Raw genomic sequence first — 15,397 nt, 5'->3', positions numbered from 1 at the left:
ACTGAGCCCGTAGAGGACTTTCACCTCCTAGATCAACGCCATGCTCGGCGCACAACAAGAAAGCCAAGCGGTGCTCGCTTGGCTTTCAGCTGTCTCTTTCTATTGGCTTCAAGCTTTAGGCTTTAGGCTTTAGGCTTTAGGACGCATGATGTTCTTAACCTTACGGCTATTTTCACCAAAGATGCGTTGGACAAATTGATTCATGTCTTCTGCAGTGATCGACCTCGCCACTCGCTCAACTTGAGACAAAGCTTCGATATCGTAACCATGAAGTAAATAACGAGACAGGTACCATGCTTGGTCAATAGAGCTCATCTCGAGAGGCGTGAAGTCCGCTTCAAACTGTTTCACGACTGCGTGCATTTCCTTTTCAGAGACGCCCTGTAAAAGGTCTGCAATCACTTTATCGATCGCCACTTCGACTTGGTCAACGTTCTCCGGCGCTACCATCGCCCCGATAACCCAATCACCACTCAGCTCACTATCTGCGGCTGCTGAATACGTATATGGCGAGTAATCTAAGCTCAACTCTTCACGAATATAAGCATCTAAACGAGCCGCCAGCAGTCGTTCTAGCAAGTTTTCCGTGAAGATATCTTTTGCCGTTACGCCTTGATCGGTTTCGGCTTCAGGTTCAGAGAGGACTCGTAAGATGTACTCTGCACTATTCACATTGTTGATCGCTAAATCAATGCGTGATTCAGATGGCTGCTTGTAAGCCACCTTAAATTCAGGAACCTCAGCTTTTTCTAATGGAATCGAAGCCAAGTATTGCTCAACCAAAGGCTTTAATTCACTTGGGTCGATGTCACCCACGATCACCAATTGGTTATGCCTCATTTGACCAAACAATTGTTGATGAAGATTAGCGACGTCTTCCACAGAAACCGCTTCAACACGTTCTTTATCAACAAAGAGGTGACGACTGTCTTGACGATAGATATTCTGGTTTCTTGCGCGCTCAAACTGGCCAACAGGGCTGCTCAAGAAAGATTCTTGACCTTGTACAAACTCCTGTTTCACTGCCTCTAACTGCTCGGGAACAATTTTAGGCGCAGTTATGAAGGTATAAAGCGCAGCAAACGTATCTTTAAGTCCGTCTTTATTGATATTAAATTCAATACCATGACGAGTATTACCAATAAAAGAATCGGCGCTAATATTTTCACGATCAAAGTACGCTAAAAGCTCAGAGCCCGTAAACTCACCGACACCACTTCGAGCGAAGGTAGGTAACGCAACCTCAACAGCTGGGTACAGGCTCGGATCCAAAGCGGCTTTTCCGCCGAGGCTCATGTACATCACCCCAACATCGTCACCTGCCTCATAATCACGCAGGTACCACATGTCGATGCCATTGCTTAACGTCCACTTTTGGATGTATGGGTCGACAGACATTTGTTCAGCAAGTACAACCTCGCCTTGCGAGCTAGGTACAGCAAAAGCATTGGCTGTTCCAATCGCAAGCGGCGCAACTCCAGCCTCGCGATACGTGGCTTTTAAACTATCGAGAGAGTTGATGATCGCTGTTCTGTCTTCAGAGTCGTCCATCCCAATAACAATAAAGTAATCATCAGAAAGTAGATTCTTGATGTTGTCGTTAATCACTTCAAGGCTCAAGTTAGCGATGAAAGCTTCCAAGCTGGCTTGATAGTCTTTCTGTGATTGGACGATTCGATCATTGACTAACGCACTCACTTTGTAATTCGCGTGTTCAACGCTGTCCATTTTATCCCAGTTATGCTCGATGTTATCCAGCAAGTCTTGGTAGTAGTACAGTTCACCAGCAATATCCGTTTCCGAAACACCAAAATCACGCAATGATGCCAATGTAGAAAGCAGATCTTGTTGGATAACTTCACGGTCTCCAGCCGGAAACCCAACACTTATTGACGAATAGTACAAAGCGCCCATTCGATAGCTATCAGACGCAATCCATTGAGTCGGTAACGCGGCATCATTGAACACCGCTTCTAATCGTCGTTGAATCAATTGTTGAGCGGTTTCATCTAACCTGCGTTGATTCTGCTGAGCATGATTTTCAACTATATTTGAACCGCGGTTAAACGTCAGAGTGATGCTTGGCGCTTCTCTTCCTGCGTACTCAACATAATCATCTTCATTGAATGAGGTCGTTTTCTGTTTCTCTGGTCTCGGCGTATCGCCACGCTCCCAGCTAGAAAACTTTTCTTCAATAAGTGGAATCACAGTTTTGATGTCCACATCACCAGAAACGACCAGCTCAACTATTTGAGGTTGATACCAAGTCTGATAAAAGTTGCTGATGCCTTGAGGAGTAGCATTCACGATCGACGATTTAGTCCCTAATGCATCTTGCGATTCGTACGGGCCGCCTTCAACGAAGTAATCATAATATATATCTCCGAATGACTTATCATCGAGGCGAGCCATACGGAACTCACCAAGAACCACGCCTTTTTCTTTTTCGACTTCTGAACTTGATAGATCCAGGCCATCACCAATGTCACGCATCCACGTCAAAGCAGACTGCAATTGGATGTTATCTGGCAAATCTAACTGGTAGACCGTCTCTTCATAAGAAGTGTAGGCATTAATATCAGCACCAAAGCTAGCGCCTGCGTCTTCGAATAGACGAATCACATCGTTCTGAGAGAAGTTTTTACTGCCATTGAATGCCATGTGTTCCAAGAAGTGCGCGTAGCCTTCTTGTTGAGAAGTCTCTTGAATCGAACCGGCGTGCACGACTAAACGAACAGATACGGATTCTTCATGATCTGGATAAACATGATAAGTAAGGCCATTTTCTAGTTGGCCTGAAGTCCATGCCGGATCCGGCTGGATTGGCGTTTCGGTAGTTTTTGATGTTGAGCTACAGCCAACTAAGGTGAGGCATAGAGCCGTCGCTAAATAATATGTTTTCATAACAACCTCTTAATGTCATTCATCGACAATATACAGATTGAGCTAACGATTATTATTTAATATTGAACCTGATGAGTATCTTTGTGATCTAGATCTTTATTTTATAAATCATAAATCGTTATGTAAGATCGCTGTGCTCATTTAAAGTGGTGTTTTGATAAGAGCCTAATACATCGATTTTAGACTCGCTAACTACATCTATTTAAAATCAATAAGCTACATAAATTTCAGCCAGTTCTCTACATACCCTTAAACAACGCTTGCGAGGCACGGCTGATCGGTAGCTTTTCCCCTGACACATACGCCGACATCTGACCTGAGAGCCCTTTCTTCACCTTATCAATGGCGGAAACTTTCACTACCACTGAACGGTGGATTTGCCAAAACTCATCAGGATTGAGTTGCGCTATCAACTCTTTTAGCGACACGCGAAGAATAAATTCCTCTAGCAAACCGCCTTGGCCTTTTTTGAATATAGACACGTACTTGTCTTCCGCTTTGAAGTAAGCCACATCATCGACTGCTATTAGGTGAATGTCTTCTCCAACGCTAGCCTTGAGCCACGTTAGATGTTTCTTCTGCTGTTGATAAAGGGGCTGCGATAGATAAGGAGGCTGCGTTTGCTGTGACGTCGACTGGGATAGTTGTTGAAGCTGAGCCATTAACGCCGTGATATCGGGCTGTTCTGGCGTGGTACCTGTTTGTGTTTGATTGCTCGACAGACGCGCTTGCACTTTCTGACATGTGGCCAGTAAACGCTCTTCATTGATTGGCTTAAGCAGGTAGTCCATCGCATTGTGATCAAAAGCTTTGACCGCGTATTCGTCATAAGCCGTGATAAACACAATCAATGGCGGTGAATCTAACTTGTTGAGTTGTTTCGCCAGAGAGATACCATCCAGTTCCGGCATACGAATATCGAGAAAAGCCACGTCGGGCTTAAGCTGCTGAATACTCTCCATCGCCTCCAAACCGTTTTGTGCTTTACTGACGATTTCTAACTCCGGCCAAACCTCAGCAAGGCTCTTGTCTAAGTGGTGCCTTAACAGTGCTTCATCGTCTGCGATTATCGCCGTTACGCTCGGCTGTACTGTTGGGTTGTTCATGGTTAGTCCTTTAAATTCACACTGTAAATCGTCTATTTTGCGTCACTGTTCGGTGTTTTCTGATCTGTAATTCTAGGCGGCTGCCTCAGTCAACGGTAACAAGATCGTCGAGACTACCCCGCCTTCAGCGTGTTCAGTAATCGTTAGGCTCGCCTTATCACCATACAGGGTTTCGATTCTTTGACGAATATTGCTTAACCCAACACCGTGACCCGTATTCGCAGAAGGCGTTTTCAACCCAGCGCCATTATCAGCCACTTCAATTTTTAGCTGCTGTGCTTGTTGAGTAATACGAATATTCACTTGGCCACCAGCGGCTTTGGGCTCGATGCCGTGCGTGAGTGCATTCTCGACCAAAGGTTGAATCAAGAACGGTGGAATCACCTGCAAATCGCTAATCTCGTGTATTTCAATCGAGAACGTTAAGCGCTCACCCAAGCGTATCTTTTGGATATTAAGATAAGCGTCTAACAAGTCGACCTCTTGTGCGATGGTCGATTGTTCAGTGCGGCTGTTTTTCAGAGTTACACGCAATAAGTCAGTCAGTTTTTCGAGCATCAACTTGGCTTTCGCGCTGTCACTCTCAATCAATACATTGATGGTCGCAAGCGTGTTGAACAAGAAGTGCGGTTCAATTTGGCTTTGCAGTTGTTTAAGCTGGCTTAGCACCACCACCTTTTCTTGGTCGGCCTGACGACGCTTGGCCACTTCCAATTCGTTATCGGCACGTAACTGCTGCTCCCGAGTATAGAAATAGTAATAGCAAACCGAACAGAAGATCACACCGAGCAAGACTACAGATTTAAGATCCGAGATATTAGCCCCGAAATACCCGTTCAACCAATAGTGTGCGTTCAAGGTACCAAAGGTCATCGCGATCACCATTGAGATACCCACCTCAAGCGTTCGAGATGTCCTCTTAAACAACTTCACCAAGATGAAAGAAGAACCCACGGCGCTGTAGCCAAAGCCAAAACTGATTGCCAGGTTAACCGTTAATCCGCCGCCCCAAATCGTATGGGTTGTAATCGCAATAAGAACACAAAATAGCGTGGTGAACGCGAAACTCTTAATCCATGAAAATCGACTGTTTGAAGAAGTGTCCATTAAAATCGTCCTTTGATATTTAAGAGAATCATATGACTATCGGGTAAACTGGCGTAAGCAGAATCACTTTTACCACCTAGAAAGCGTGCAGCAAGTTCCAAATCCAACGATGAATTGCCATTATCTAAAGCCTGATAATTGAGCCACTGAGTCGCAATAAAACCGCCATCTTGAGGAGACAACATGACATCGAATGTTGGCGTGATATCTTCAAGCCAGCCATGTGTCGAATCCAGAGACCAATGAAACATGATGTTGTGTTGAACCAAATTGGCGTGCTGATAGCCTTGCGCATAAGAACCTACCAACGAAGATGTCATCGGATTAACCGACAAAGACTCTGCACTTTCTATCGCGCTTTGCCACTCAGAATGACTCCAAGCACGGCTATCAAACCAGTATTCCAGCACCACATTATGGCCCGTGTCATTGGCCCATGTTAATCCTGCTAACGCTTGATAAGCCTCGCCCTGCTCTTCAAGATAAACCGGTTTAAGCAGTGAGTTAGGCTGGCTGTAACCCAAACTTTGTCGCTGATAAACCATCGAACCGTGAAACTCCCACGCGAGATTTAATACCGACACCAAGCTCGCTCCAAGCAAGCCGTGGCGTACATCGTCGTAATAAGCGATCCATTGATATTCGTGGTCGCCAACCAGATTGTAACGACGTATCCCAAAGCCTTGTTGCTGATTCTGCTTTTCGAATTCATTTACGTCTTGGGAAGTCCATGACGAATCGCTGTAAAGCAGTGTCCATTCGCCCGTCATATCGAACAGTGACGCCGAGGCAACACCTGCGCCCTCTTCTGCGACAATGCCCACTGGGTTTTGTCGATAAGGTTTGATGATGTCTAACGGTCGATAGCCATAGCCCACGCCCCAATCCAAACGAACCTTGCCAAGCGTGACATCAAGATAGTGGTCACCGAACGCTGAATTAGACAGTTCAACACCACCTTGCCAAAACAGCTCGCGCACAATGAATTCCGATTCAAAGCTCGCCTCATTCCCCTGTGGATCGTTGCTCAAAATATCGTTGGCTTTAACTGCGAACAGACCAAGCCAATTGTTATATCCAACCTCTAGATCCAGCAAGCCATTTAAAGACTGACGATTATCAGACGCTAAAGGGCTAAATGGTGACTCTCTCGATTCAATCACTTCTGCACTGAGTTGCCAATCCCACGCCAAGCTCAGGTCGTCCGCTTGAATCGTGTTACTCACACAAGACAAAGCAAGCAAAGTAGCGATTGAAGGCTTTATGTGGAATCGGCAATTGGAAGCTTTCATGACGCTCACCTACAGCCCAGACACGCTGTTACGCGATAAGTAAGCAGGGTTGTAGTATTTGTCAGCCAAGGCTTGTTCACTCACCTCGCGGTACTCAATCACGGTTTTCTTACTCGGCTGAATCTTATCGAGCAAGGTCATCGACACCACTGTTGGTAATCCATCACGCACGCCTTCAGTAAACCAAGCTTGTTTCGCCAGTTTTCCAGAACGCAGATACAGATCCGCTTTAACTGGGAATGCACGGTCTGCTGTTAACCACAGATCAATCGACTGGTAACTCGCCCCCTTGGTTTTCGCCGTTAGCTTTAGATGATAAGTATCGAGTGTCTCGCCAGTCGACCTCTCAACCTGTTGCTCGGCAACCCACTTACCTTGGTAATCTTCACTCCACGTCAGCGTTGAAATATCGCCTACCGAGGCTTCACCCAAGAGTTTCTGCATTGGTGTGATTCGGATAGGTCGGCGCGATTTCGGCATCAGTAACCAATAGTTGTCCTCTATCATCAGCATCTTTTGACCCGCCTCGACCGCCGACTTGAACACGACCAGCGACTCTCGGTTTGGTCTTGTGTAGACGTTGTATTCGCGGGTTTTGTCTAGTTGCTCGTCTTGATATAGCGCGACCAGAGATACCACTTTTGATGCCTGTTCGCTGTTCAAACGGTAGCTGTCTGCCTTAGCAATCATCTCGGTAACTTGCTGTGAATCGATAGCCCAGCTTGGTGCCGATGCTAGAACCAAAACCAATACAGAACCTAAAACAGTGAGTGAACGAGTAAATTTATACATAAACCAGCGCCTCCGTGATTGGCTTATTCACGCCTTTGCGAGCAGAAAAATAAGCAGCTAGCAAACATATCGTCAACACACCTAAAGTGGCGTAACCAACTAATTCCAATGAGAAGTAAATGTTGAGTGGGTAACCCTCGGTTCTGCCGGGAGGTGGTGGCATTTGGATATCCACCACCAGCAATAACACCGACACGAAGCCACTCACTAACGCGCCGATCGCGCTGCCAATCACAGCCAACAATCCCGCCTCTTTTAAGAAACCTGCGACGATTTCAGACGGGTAACTGCCTAGTGCCGACAAGGTGCCAATTTCACGAGTACGCTCGGTCACCGACATGGTCATGGTGTTAAACAACGACACAAACACTACCAATGCCATCACCGCGCCCATGATGCCGAAGATACGGTCGTAAAGATCTTTCACCTTGGTGTAGAAAAACGCGCGATCTTGCCACGGGGTGATCTCGATCTCTGTGCCTTGATCGCTTTGGCTCGCACTATTTCGATCTAAAGCTGTTTGGATACGCTGTTGAACGGTCGAGGTCTTGCTTGTTTCAAATAGAAACACCGACAAGGTACTGACTTTGTCTGACGCTAAAAGCTCTTGGGCAGTGGTGATGTGTACGTATAACTGACGCTTATCCAGCTCAGGCACTCCTGTCGAGTAAATACCCTGCACCTTAAAATCAAAAGCGTTCAATGCGCCGTCACTGGTAGTCGCGAGCAGTGTCACCCAATCGCCAACGGCAACTTTGAGATTACGAGCAAGGTCAGTTCCCAGCATCACTTGTGGCTCTTGGCTGTCGTATCTTGGCGATTTCACATCCGAGAGGGTCTGACCGCTGCGCACATCTAAGAAAGGACCTTTCATGTCGAACTCACGCTCATTGACACCCGTTCCCATAAAAATGGTCGATTTGCTGCCGTTAGAAACCAAGCCGCTAAAATAGACCCTAGGCTGCACACCACGCACGTCGCTGTCGCCAATAATGCTCTTGGTTAGGGCTTGAACATTGTCTAGACCATTGCTCAGCGGCATGTCTTCATCTTGCTCAAAATATCCCGGCGTACTCAAAGTAAGATGACCAGTATCGCGCGCGGTCGATTCACGCAGAGATTCATAGGTATAAAGCCCATAACCTCCAGCCGAGGTCAGCGCAAATACGGCAATTGCGATGATCAATACCGAAAGCAGACTACGGCGACCGTTTCTCAATAAATTAAGCCACGCCAAACGCACCGAGGTAGGAAGCAAAAAAGTGCTCATTCTTTGTGTTAACTTGCCCATGAGATTGCCTCCATTGCTGTGGCTTGTAGTGCCAGTTGACCATCGATAAGTTCAATGACTCGGTCACAACGCTGCGCCATTCTTGGGTCATGCGTTGCGACAATAAAGGTGGTGCCCATTTCATGGCCGAGCTCTTTCATAATGTCGATCACAAGGTTGGCGGTGTGACTGTCTAAGCTAGCGGTCGGCTCATCGGCAATGACTAAGCTTGGGTTGTGGATTAGCGCTCTGGCTATCGCGACACGTTGCTGCTGGCCGCCTGAAAGATTGTCTGGGCGATGATGTACATATTCGCCTAGCCCAACACGCTCCAACATCTCTTGTGCTCTGGTCTGCTGTTCTTGTTTCGAACATTGGTTCAACATCAATGGGTAGGCCACGTTCTCAAGTGCCGTCATCACTGGAACCAGATTGAAGCGCTGAAACACAAAACCCAGCGACTGACGACGAAAACGCGCAGCGGCGATTTGCTCAGTCGGATACGGTTGGCCATCAATATTGATCTGTCCTCGATAGTCCATATCCAACAAACCCAAAATATTCAAAAGTGTGCTTTTCCCTGAACCCGACGGGCCACACAACGCCACCATTTCACCGCGCCGGATATGTCCATCGACCCCGCTTAATGCATCAACACGTTGACCGCCCGTGACATATGCTTTGCCGATATCTTTAAATTCAATCATTCCTTTGTCCTCCGCTGACCCATAATTTTTAAGCGTTCGCAGTTGTTAATGAGCTTTAGTAAACCGCTATTTGGCTTTCGCTATTAGGGCTTTCGCCGTCATTGTCTCGATGTTGCCAGCATCGGTGTTTTCCATCTTTTCAAGCCACACCTGTGCTTGCTCGAAGTCCTCAGCACGAATCGATGCAGTAATGGCGTAACGGTAAATCCACGATGTCGCAGCGAAATGTTGCTGTTGGAAATCATCTTCCGCGAGTAACGCGAGGAACAGGTCATAACCACGATCAAAATGGTTAAACATGTCTGGTAGCGAGGTGTAAGTCACCGCGGCCATTGCGCGAGTTAAGTAAGAATCTGGCAGCCCTTGAACACGAGGTTGCTCATGAATCGGTTGGTCTTCGTCTTTTAGCAGCACCAGTGATTTATCAATGGTTGATAAGCCTTTCTCCACATACTTCATCTTGTTCCAAGGTAAGAACGCATCACGCCCCATCAGGGTTTCTGTGCTTCCGAGGTAAACCAAGGTCAGTGGTGTCGCTCCGTCTTGTTGTAAGGTTTCGTTAAGGCGTTCATACGCCACCTCAACCAAATCTTCATTGCCTTGCGCGGCTTGGTTATAGATATCGAGCACGTCTGAACTCGGGTTGGCCTGCACCAAAGTGGGTGCGAATGAAACAAGTGCAATCAGTAATGAACGCTTAAGCAGAGAAGCGGTAGAGCCTGAATTAAATGAGTGTGAAGTAGTCATAATTTCTAATCCCTTTCAAATGTTGACGTTGAAAGGTTAACTAGAATTTGTCGCGCAGTTTTACCAATGCGACGAATGGTAATAATGAGGAGTGAATGGTTGAGAGGCGGTGTGAGTGGGGATATAGGATTCAGTTATTGTATTTCAGTAAAAGTCGTGCTTATTTTGCACAACCCATATTTACTAATTATTCATACTGGGTAGACATAAACATACCTGATACATTGGAGCTATGTATTGTTTTTGTAATCTTCGGAATAGAAACGGTGATTCAGGAGATCGATGAGTAATTGTTGAAATAAATCATTCGCATAACCACTTACAGCTTTAAAATACGAGACAAAGTTAATACAATATTGTTGCACATTGAAATGGTTCAATGTTTATATCAAATTAGTTATGGATTTATCAATATCATGGAAGCAACAACAGTTAATGCTAACGAAACTCAAACGCCAAAAGTTCTAAACAAACTTGGAACTGCATCATATGGTCTCGTTGCAATTGGGTCTTTCTTACCTGCAATTACTATCAAAATGTGGGGAGTGTCTGAATCAATTACAGGTTTAGATGTCTACGGGTTCACTATAGTCTTACTAATGATTGTAGGCTCAGCATCCTGCGCTCTTGGCTTACCAAAAATCGTAGCAAAAGGCATTGGTGCAGTGTCATTAGCGTATCTTTATTACCACTTGTTTCAAGCCATCGGTGATTTAAATGAAATGGCGCAAATGATGGGGGGGCGTCGTGGTGGTGAACTGGGACAGATCATTGAATTAGCTCTACAAAGCGCAAATATTGGCATTGTCGCCTTACTACTTGGCTTCATTTCGTTAAACATTTTTATGTTTGTAGGTTACAAACTTCACCCTCGCTTCGAGGCATTAGATGTAATCTTGAAACACTACTCTTCAAAAGCCTCAGAAAAAGCCGTTGAAAAATCAACTCAAATCAAGAAAGCAACCGAAGAGAAAGCATCAGCAGTTAAACAGAAAGCCAATCAAGTTCAGAAAGAGCAAATCGATAAAGGTGAATAAACTCATTTAAATCATCAATTTTGGACATCTATTTTAACGATTTTCGTCCCATTGATAATTCATAGATTGCTGAATTAGGAATCAAACAGAAAATTCAATACGTTTAAAAGAGCTCAAACCAAACAAAAATAGCCGCTAATCAGCGGCTATTTTTAATTTTCAAACGAAGCTTTTACTGCTTCTTCGATGCGACTACTTCTTTGTCTCTTCAACCACGGCTTTCATCAATACTGATGTATCCATGCGGCCTTGTCCTTCGGCAGACAGTGCCTTGTAGGCGTTGTTGGTCTTTTCAGTCAGTGGAAGCTGGATGCCTTGGCGCTCAGCTTCATCTAGACAGAAACCTAAGTCTTTGATCATCCAATCAATTGCAAAGCCAAAATCGAACTTGTCTTGTGCCATTGTGGTAGCACGGTTTTCCATCTGCCATGAGCCAGCAGCGCCGTTTTTAAGGCAATCAACCAGAGTTGGGATATCCAAACCTGATTTTTCAGCAAGCACTAAGCCTTCAGATAAGCCATTCAACACTCCTGCAATGCAGATCTGGTTAACCATTTTCGCGCGTTGGCCTTGGCCGACTTTACCCATAAGAACTGACGACTTACCGTAAGCCTCGAACACAGGTTGAAGGTCGTTGAAAAGCGCTTGTTCGCCACCACACATGATGGTTAGCACGCCATTTTCTGCGCCCGCTTGGCCACCAGATACAGGTGCATCCATAAAGCGAATACCGGCTTGCTTCGCTGCCACTTCAAGCTCTTCAGACAGAACTGCAGACGTTGTAGTGTGATCGACAAGAATCGCGTTTGGCTTCATCGCTGCCAATGCGCCTGTTTCGCTGGTTGTCATGCTGCGTACGTCGTCATCGTTGCCCACACAAACCAATACCACGTCAGCTTCCGCTACACATTCAGCCACAGATTCTGCCGCTTTACCTTGGTGTTTATCAGCCCAGTCTAGCGCTTTACTGTGAGTGCGGTTAAATACCGTTACTTCAAAACCGGCTTTGACTAGATGGCCTGCCATTGGGAAACCCATAACGCCTAGCCCGATAAAACTTACTTTCATTTTTTTCTCCTTTTATTTGACCAAACCATCGCTATGAAAAGATCGAACACTCTCAATCAATGCATCAATAAGCAGGGTCAAAGCCTTTGGCTGATATTTTCTTTCTTTGTACACTAAATACGCTTGGCGATCACCCCGATGATACTCAGGGAGTACTTAAATCAGATTCATGTCGGGATAAGACGAACAATATAATGAAGTTCAGCGATAAATCGCGACCAGAGAACGCTTTGTCAGCCGTACATTATGGAACGATGATCAAGGAAAATCAGGTATAACGTTCATAAAAAAACCGAGCACTAGGCTCGGTTTTTTGTATTCTACATTTACTCACAAGAGCAAAGCTATCAATTATAGATTGATATTACAGCTCAGCGTTGTGGTAAACCTGCTGAACGTCATCACAGTCGTCAAGCATGTCTAAGAACTTCTGGAATTTCTCAGAATCTTCTTCAGCTACTGGCGTAGTTGTTTGGGGAACGAAAGTGATTTCCTCAACGTCTAGCGTTAGCTCTGGGAACGCAGTGTTTAGTGCAGTCTTCGTTTTGAAGAACTCAGTCGTTGGAGCGAATACAGTGATAACACCGTCTTCTAGCTCAACGTCAGTCACGTCTACGTCTTCCATCATTAGCGTTTCTAGGATGATCTCGTCGTCTTCGCCTTTAAACTGGAATACAGCTTGGTGAGCGAACATGTGAGAAACAGTACCTTCAACACCGATTTTCGCACCAGTCTTAACGAAACATTGGCGAACGTCTTGGAAAGTACGGTTGCCGTTGTCAGTTAGACAGTCAACGATTACGCTTGTGCCACCTGGGCCAAAACCTTCGTAACGAGCTGGTTGGAAGTCTTCACCGCCGCCGCCGTTCGCTTTATCGATCGCTTTGTCGATAACGTGAGCTGGTACTTGGTCTTTCTTCGCTTTAGCAATCAGGTGCTTAAGAGGTAGGTTCATGTCTGGGTCAGAGCTGCCGTTCTTAGCCAGTACGTAAATCTCTTTACCGTATTTAGAATAAACTTTAATTTTTGCGCCTGCAGTTTTCGCCATTGAGGCCTTGCGCACTTCAAAACTTCTTCCCATCGGGATCTTCTCTCTGATTCAATTAACGGTGCAAATTCTAGCAAATTACTGTGTCATTTCAATTCTACAGCACTGCTGGGCAAGGTTTGTCTGCGTTTATGCGACACCCATTACCCGTTTGTATTTTTCTACAGACTGATCAAACCAAGCCTTTTCTTCTGGGTCACCTAGCTTCATTGCTTCTTCAACAATGGCTTCAGGGCCACATTTCGCTTGCTTCAGTTTCCATACAAGAAACGATGCTTGCTTATCCAGTTCGATTTTATTTTTCTCACTGGGTGGAAGGAGTGAAAGGTTGATAGACATTATTAGCCTTCGTCTGTAATACGCTTGGCCGAGAAATATATCATAGAGCAGCCTCATAAAACCAATACTATGAGTAACAGAAAGGGTTTATGAGACCCGAAACCAAGCAAGTCACTGATGCAGGTCAAGCTAGTTTGGGAAAGTGCGTTTGGTGAAGAGCAACTAAAAAGTGAAAAGCAGAGTTTTGAAAGTTAGCTTGCTAAACAACAAAAAGGCGTTAAGGATCGATCGATAATGATTGATAGAATAAAATTGGACCCTTAGATATCTTCTGATTTAGTTCAATAGCTCTTTTTATATCTAACCGCTTTCCATAAGCTAGCACTTCTCTTGTAGCCTCAACATACCCTTCTAATAACTCTAACGATGCTTCCATTCCGAGAATATGGAGATTCATTCTAGCCTTACGTAAAGTTAGATTACTATTGAATGAATTTAGGTAAGCTGTTTTCAAAGAGCCGTCATCGACTTGATCTCTTAGATAATTCGCTAATGTAGTCGTATAAATCGCCATTAAATGCTCAAATTCTGCTACATCATTTGCAGTTTTCATTAACAGATCATTCCGCAGCTTTTGAGCGTCTTTCTTTTCGTCATTGTCGTTATTCAACTTTGTTAAAAGATAAGTTGATGCTGCACCAACTAAACCACCACATAATGTCCCTAATACAGGAAACCCAGACTTAACTATATCGTTATATAATTGTATTTCTTCATTTGTCATTGTATTTGCACATTTTAATAGTAGTAAAAAGAAGGAGCGAGATTTAACCTATAAGTTGGCTCGTTTAACAACCTTCTGTGGCTAAAGAACTGCCAACATTCTCAGCACCTTTAAGTATATAAATTGAAGTGAGCCCTACTCCGGCAACAGATAGCGCGTGCTTCTGCCACCAGAACCAGATTTAACTAAGCAGCCATGCTCAATCAAAGCGTTCAAATGACGTGTTGCTGTGGCGCTGCTCACCTTTGCTACTTTCTGATATTGACTGGCATTGATACCTTCTGAAAAATCACCATCGAGCATCCTATTCAGCACTTTTACTTGTTCTGCCGTAAGCTTGGTTTGATCGATGCTGCGCCAATAGTTAGTCTTATATACAGTTTGGTCGACCTCAGCGAAAACGCCTGTAAACGTCTCGTCTAACGTATCTAAGAACCACATCAACCATTCGCTAATATCGAGTCCCCCTTTCTGGGTTCGCTCCAATATCTCGTAGTAATGCTTGCGGTTAGCGAGAATTCCCACCGACATCGCATAGAAGCGTACCGACTGCTGCTCGGCCTGTGCTAACGCCAAGTCGGTCAACAATCGAGTAATACGACCATTACCATCATCTAACGGGTGTAAGGTGATAAACCAAAGGTGAGTGATTGCGGCTCGCAATAGAGGATCGAGTGTGGCGTCGGTAAGTGAATCATTAAACCATTTGATAAATGTATCTAGCTCAGCATCAAGAATGTCTCGGCTAGGCGCTTCAAAGTGCACGGTTGGGCGGTCAATTCTTCCTGATACCACTTGCATCGGAGCGTCACCTCGTAGCTGACCTCCAACTACAGGGTTAAACATGGTGTAGCCTTGAGGAAACAGTCTATCGTGCCAATGTAAGATCCTATCAAGCGCTAGTGGCTCTGTTAGGTTCTGCACCGCATCCAACATAATTTCAGCTAGGCCATCGGTTTGTTCTGTCGTTGGAAAAGGTCGATCTTCACTGACACCGAGTTTATTGGCTAAAGAAGACCGGACCGAGAAAGCATTAAGCTTTTCTCCCTCAATCGCACTGGAATGGACTATGTTCGCTAATAAGGTGTCGAGCATGGTTTGGGATTGGTCTGCCGACTGGGAGGTAATCTTACCCAATAAAATGCCCTGATTAAGCCGAACTTCTCTTAACCTCACGCCTATTCTCTGATTATCCCAAACAAAGTTTGGCCAATTATCTTGCTGCCAAATCCACATATTACGCCCCATGATGCGAA

14 protein-coding genes and 1 pseudogene are annotated in these 15,397 nt (G+C 45.2%); 1 reads left to right on the top strand and 14 read right to left on the bottom strand.

The window, feature by feature from the left end; genetic code table 11:
• Window positions 1-129 precede the first annotated feature (129 nt).
• From AB6E52_RS02720 to AB6E52_RS02685, 8 genes are all read right to left on the bottom strand, one after another.
• Window positions 130-2,904 carry a pitrilysin family protein gene (locus AB6E52_RS02720; protein ID WP_102320957.1) on the bottom strand — a complete coding sequence of 925 codons (2,775 nt, stop codon included), beginning with the start codon at window positions 2,902-2,904 and terminating at the stop codon, window positions 130-132.
• Window positions 2,905-3,143: 239 nt separating this feature from the next.
• Entirely contained in the window at window positions 3,144-4,010 is an 867-nt protein-coding gene (locus AB6E52_RS02715; RefSeq protein ID WP_102320956.1) for a LytTR family DNA-binding domain-containing protein, read from the bottom strand.
• Between the two features lie 72 nt (window positions 4,011-4,082).
• A complete protein-coding gene (locus tag AB6E52_RS02710; protein ID WP_017061259.1) occupies window positions 4,083-5,117 on the bottom strand; it encodes a sensor histidine kinase in 1,035 nt (344 codons plus the stop codon).
• Window positions 5,117-6,409 carry a hypothetical protein gene (locus AB6E52_RS02705; protein ID WP_102320955.1) on the bottom strand — a complete coding sequence of 431 codons (1,293 nt, stop codon included), beginning with the start codon at window positions 6,407-6,409 and terminating at the stop codon, window positions 5,117-5,119. The genes AB6E52_RS02710 and AB6E52_RS02705 overlap by 1 nt, the downstream gene beginning before the upstream one ends.
• 9 nt (window positions 6,410-6,418) lie before the next feature.
• Window positions 6,419-7,201 carry an outer membrane lipoprotein-sorting protein gene (locus AB6E52_RS02700; protein ID WP_102320954.1) on the bottom strand — a complete coding sequence of 261 codons (783 nt, stop codon included), beginning with the start codon at window positions 7,199-7,201 and terminating at the stop codon, window positions 6,419-6,421.
• Entirely contained in the window at window positions 7,194-8,492 is a 1,299-nt protein-coding gene (locus AB6E52_RS02695) for an ABC transporter permease (protein ID WP_017061256.1), read from the bottom strand. Before AB6E52_RS02695 ends, AB6E52_RS02700 begins: the two co-directional genes overlap by 8 nt.
• Window positions 8,480-9,178 carry an ABC transporter ATP-binding protein gene (locus tag AB6E52_RS02690; protein WP_102320953.1) on the bottom strand — a complete coding sequence of 233 codons (699 nt, stop codon included), beginning with the start codon at window positions 9,176-9,178 and terminating at the stop codon, window positions 8,480-8,482. Before AB6E52_RS02690 ends, AB6E52_RS02695 begins: the two co-directional genes overlap by 13 nt.
• Window positions 9,179-9,244: 66 nt before the next feature.
• A complete protein-coding gene (locus AB6E52_RS02685) occupies window positions 9,245-9,925 on the bottom strand; it encodes a hypothetical protein (protein ID WP_102320952.1) in 681 nt (226 codons plus the stop codon).
• Window positions 9,926-10,281: 356 nt separating this feature from the next.
• Here AB6E52_RS02685 and AB6E52_RS02680 point away from each other — a divergent pair, with 356 nt between their 5' ends.
• Complete coding sequence (locus tag AB6E52_RS02680; RefSeq protein ID WP_133151240.1) at window positions 10,282-10,962, top strand: hypothetical protein; 681 nt, start codon at window positions 10,282-10,284, stop codon at window positions 10,960-10,962.
• A 192-nt stretch (window positions 10,963-11,154) separates the two neighbouring features.
• Here the strand turns inward: AB6E52_RS02680 and AB6E52_RS02675 are convergent, their stop codons facing one another.
• The 6 genes and pseudogenes from AB6E52_RS02675 to AB6E52_RS02650 form a co-directional block, all read right to left on the bottom strand.
• Entirely contained in the window at window positions 11,155-12,030 is an 876-nt protein-coding gene (locus AB6E52_RS02675) for an NAD(P)-dependent oxidoreductase (protein WP_017070192.1), read from the bottom strand.
• Window positions 12,031-12,042: 12 nt separating this feature from the next.
• Window positions 12,043-12,207 (bottom strand): annotated as a pseudogene (locus tag AB6E52_RS02670) (LysR family transcriptional regulator); the annotation flags it as partial.
• A 187-nt stretch (window positions 12,208-12,394) separates the two neighbouring features.
• Window positions 12,395-13,111, bottom strand: a complete 717-nt coding sequence (locus AB6E52_RS02665) for a YebC/PmpR family DNA-binding transcriptional regulator (protein ID WP_017057670.1) — start codon at window positions 13,109-13,111, stop codon at window positions 12,395-12,397.
• A 96-nt stretch (window positions 13,112-13,207) separates the two neighbouring features.
• Complete coding sequence (locus AB6E52_RS02660; protein ID WP_004732615.1) at window positions 13,208-13,417, bottom strand: DUF3283 family protein; 210 nt, start codon at window positions 13,415-13,417, stop codon at window positions 13,208-13,210.
• 217 nt (window positions 13,418-13,634) lie between these two features.
• Window positions 13,635-14,141, bottom strand: a complete 507-nt coding sequence (locus tag AB6E52_RS02655; RefSeq protein WP_017066729.1) for a hypothetical protein — start codon at window positions 14,139-14,141, stop codon at window positions 13,635-13,637.
• A 135-nt stretch (window positions 14,142-14,276) separates the two neighbouring features.
• Complete coding sequence (locus AB6E52_RS02650; RefSeq protein ID WP_102320951.1) at window positions 14,277-15,377, bottom strand: Fic family protein; 1,101 nt, start codon at window positions 15,375-15,377, stop codon at window positions 14,277-14,279.
• Between the last annotated feature and the right edge of the window lie 20 nt (window positions 15,378-15,397).

Origin of the sequence: Vibrio sp. 10N.247.311.13 (genome assembly GCF_041467595.1) — a bacterium.
Lineage (GTDB): Bacteria > Pseudomonadota > Gammaproteobacteria > Enterobacterales > Vibrionaceae > Vibrio > Vibrio crassostreae_C.
The sequence above is the reverse complement of the archived record's forward strand: the minus strand, read 5'-3'. Positions and strand labels throughout refer to the sequence as shown.

Coding starts and splice junctions, on each gene's coding strand:
- AB6E52_RS02675 (WP_017070192.1), bottom strand. CDS start 12,030: ATGAAAGTAAGTTTTATCGGGCTAGGCGTTATGGGTTTCCCAATGGCA.
- AB6E52_RS02660 (WP_004732615.1), bottom strand. CDS start 13,417: ATGTCTATCAACCTTTCACTCCTTCCACCCAGTGAGAAAAATAAAATC.
- AB6E52_RS02655 (WP_017066729.1), bottom strand. CDS start 14,141: ATGACAAATGAAGAAATACAATTATATAACGATATAGTTAAGTCTGGG.
- AB6E52_RS02685 (WP_102320952.1), bottom strand. CDS start 9,925: ATGACTACTTCACACTCATTTAATTCAGGCTCTACCGCTTCTCTGCTT.
- AB6E52_RS02720 (WP_102320957.1), bottom strand. CDS start 2,904: ATGAAAACATATTATTTAGCGACGGCTCTATGCCTCACCTTAGTTGGC.
- AB6E52_RS02700 (WP_102320954.1), bottom strand. CDS start 7,201: ATGTATAAATTTACTCGTTCACTCACTGTTTTAGGTTCTGTATTGGTT.
- AB6E52_RS02690 (WP_102320953.1), bottom strand. CDS start 9,178: ATGATTGAATTTAAAGATATCGGCAAAGCATATGTCACGGGCGGTCAA.
- AB6E52_RS02695 (WP_017061256.1), bottom strand. CDS start 8,492: ATGGGCAAGTTAACACAAAGAATGAGCACTTTTTTGCTTCCTACCTCG.
- AB6E52_RS02665 (WP_017057670.1), bottom strand. CDS start 13,111: ATGGGAAGAAGTTTTGAAGTGCGCAAGGCCTCAATGGCGAAAACTGCA.
- AB6E52_RS02650 (WP_102320951.1), bottom strand. CDS start 15,377: ATGTGGATTTGGCAGCAAGATAATTGGCCAAACTTTGTTTGGGATAAT.
- AB6E52_RS02705 (WP_102320955.1), bottom strand. CDS start 6,409: ATGAAAGCTTCCAATTGCCGATTCCACATAAAGCCTTCAATCGCTACT.
- AB6E52_RS02715 (WP_102320956.1), bottom strand. CDS start 4,010: ATGAACAACCCAACAGTACAGCCGAGCGTAACGGCGATAATCGCAGAC.
- AB6E52_RS02710 (WP_017061259.1), bottom strand. CDS start 5,117: ATGGACACTTCTTCAAACAGTCGATTTTCATGGATTAAGAGTTTCGCG.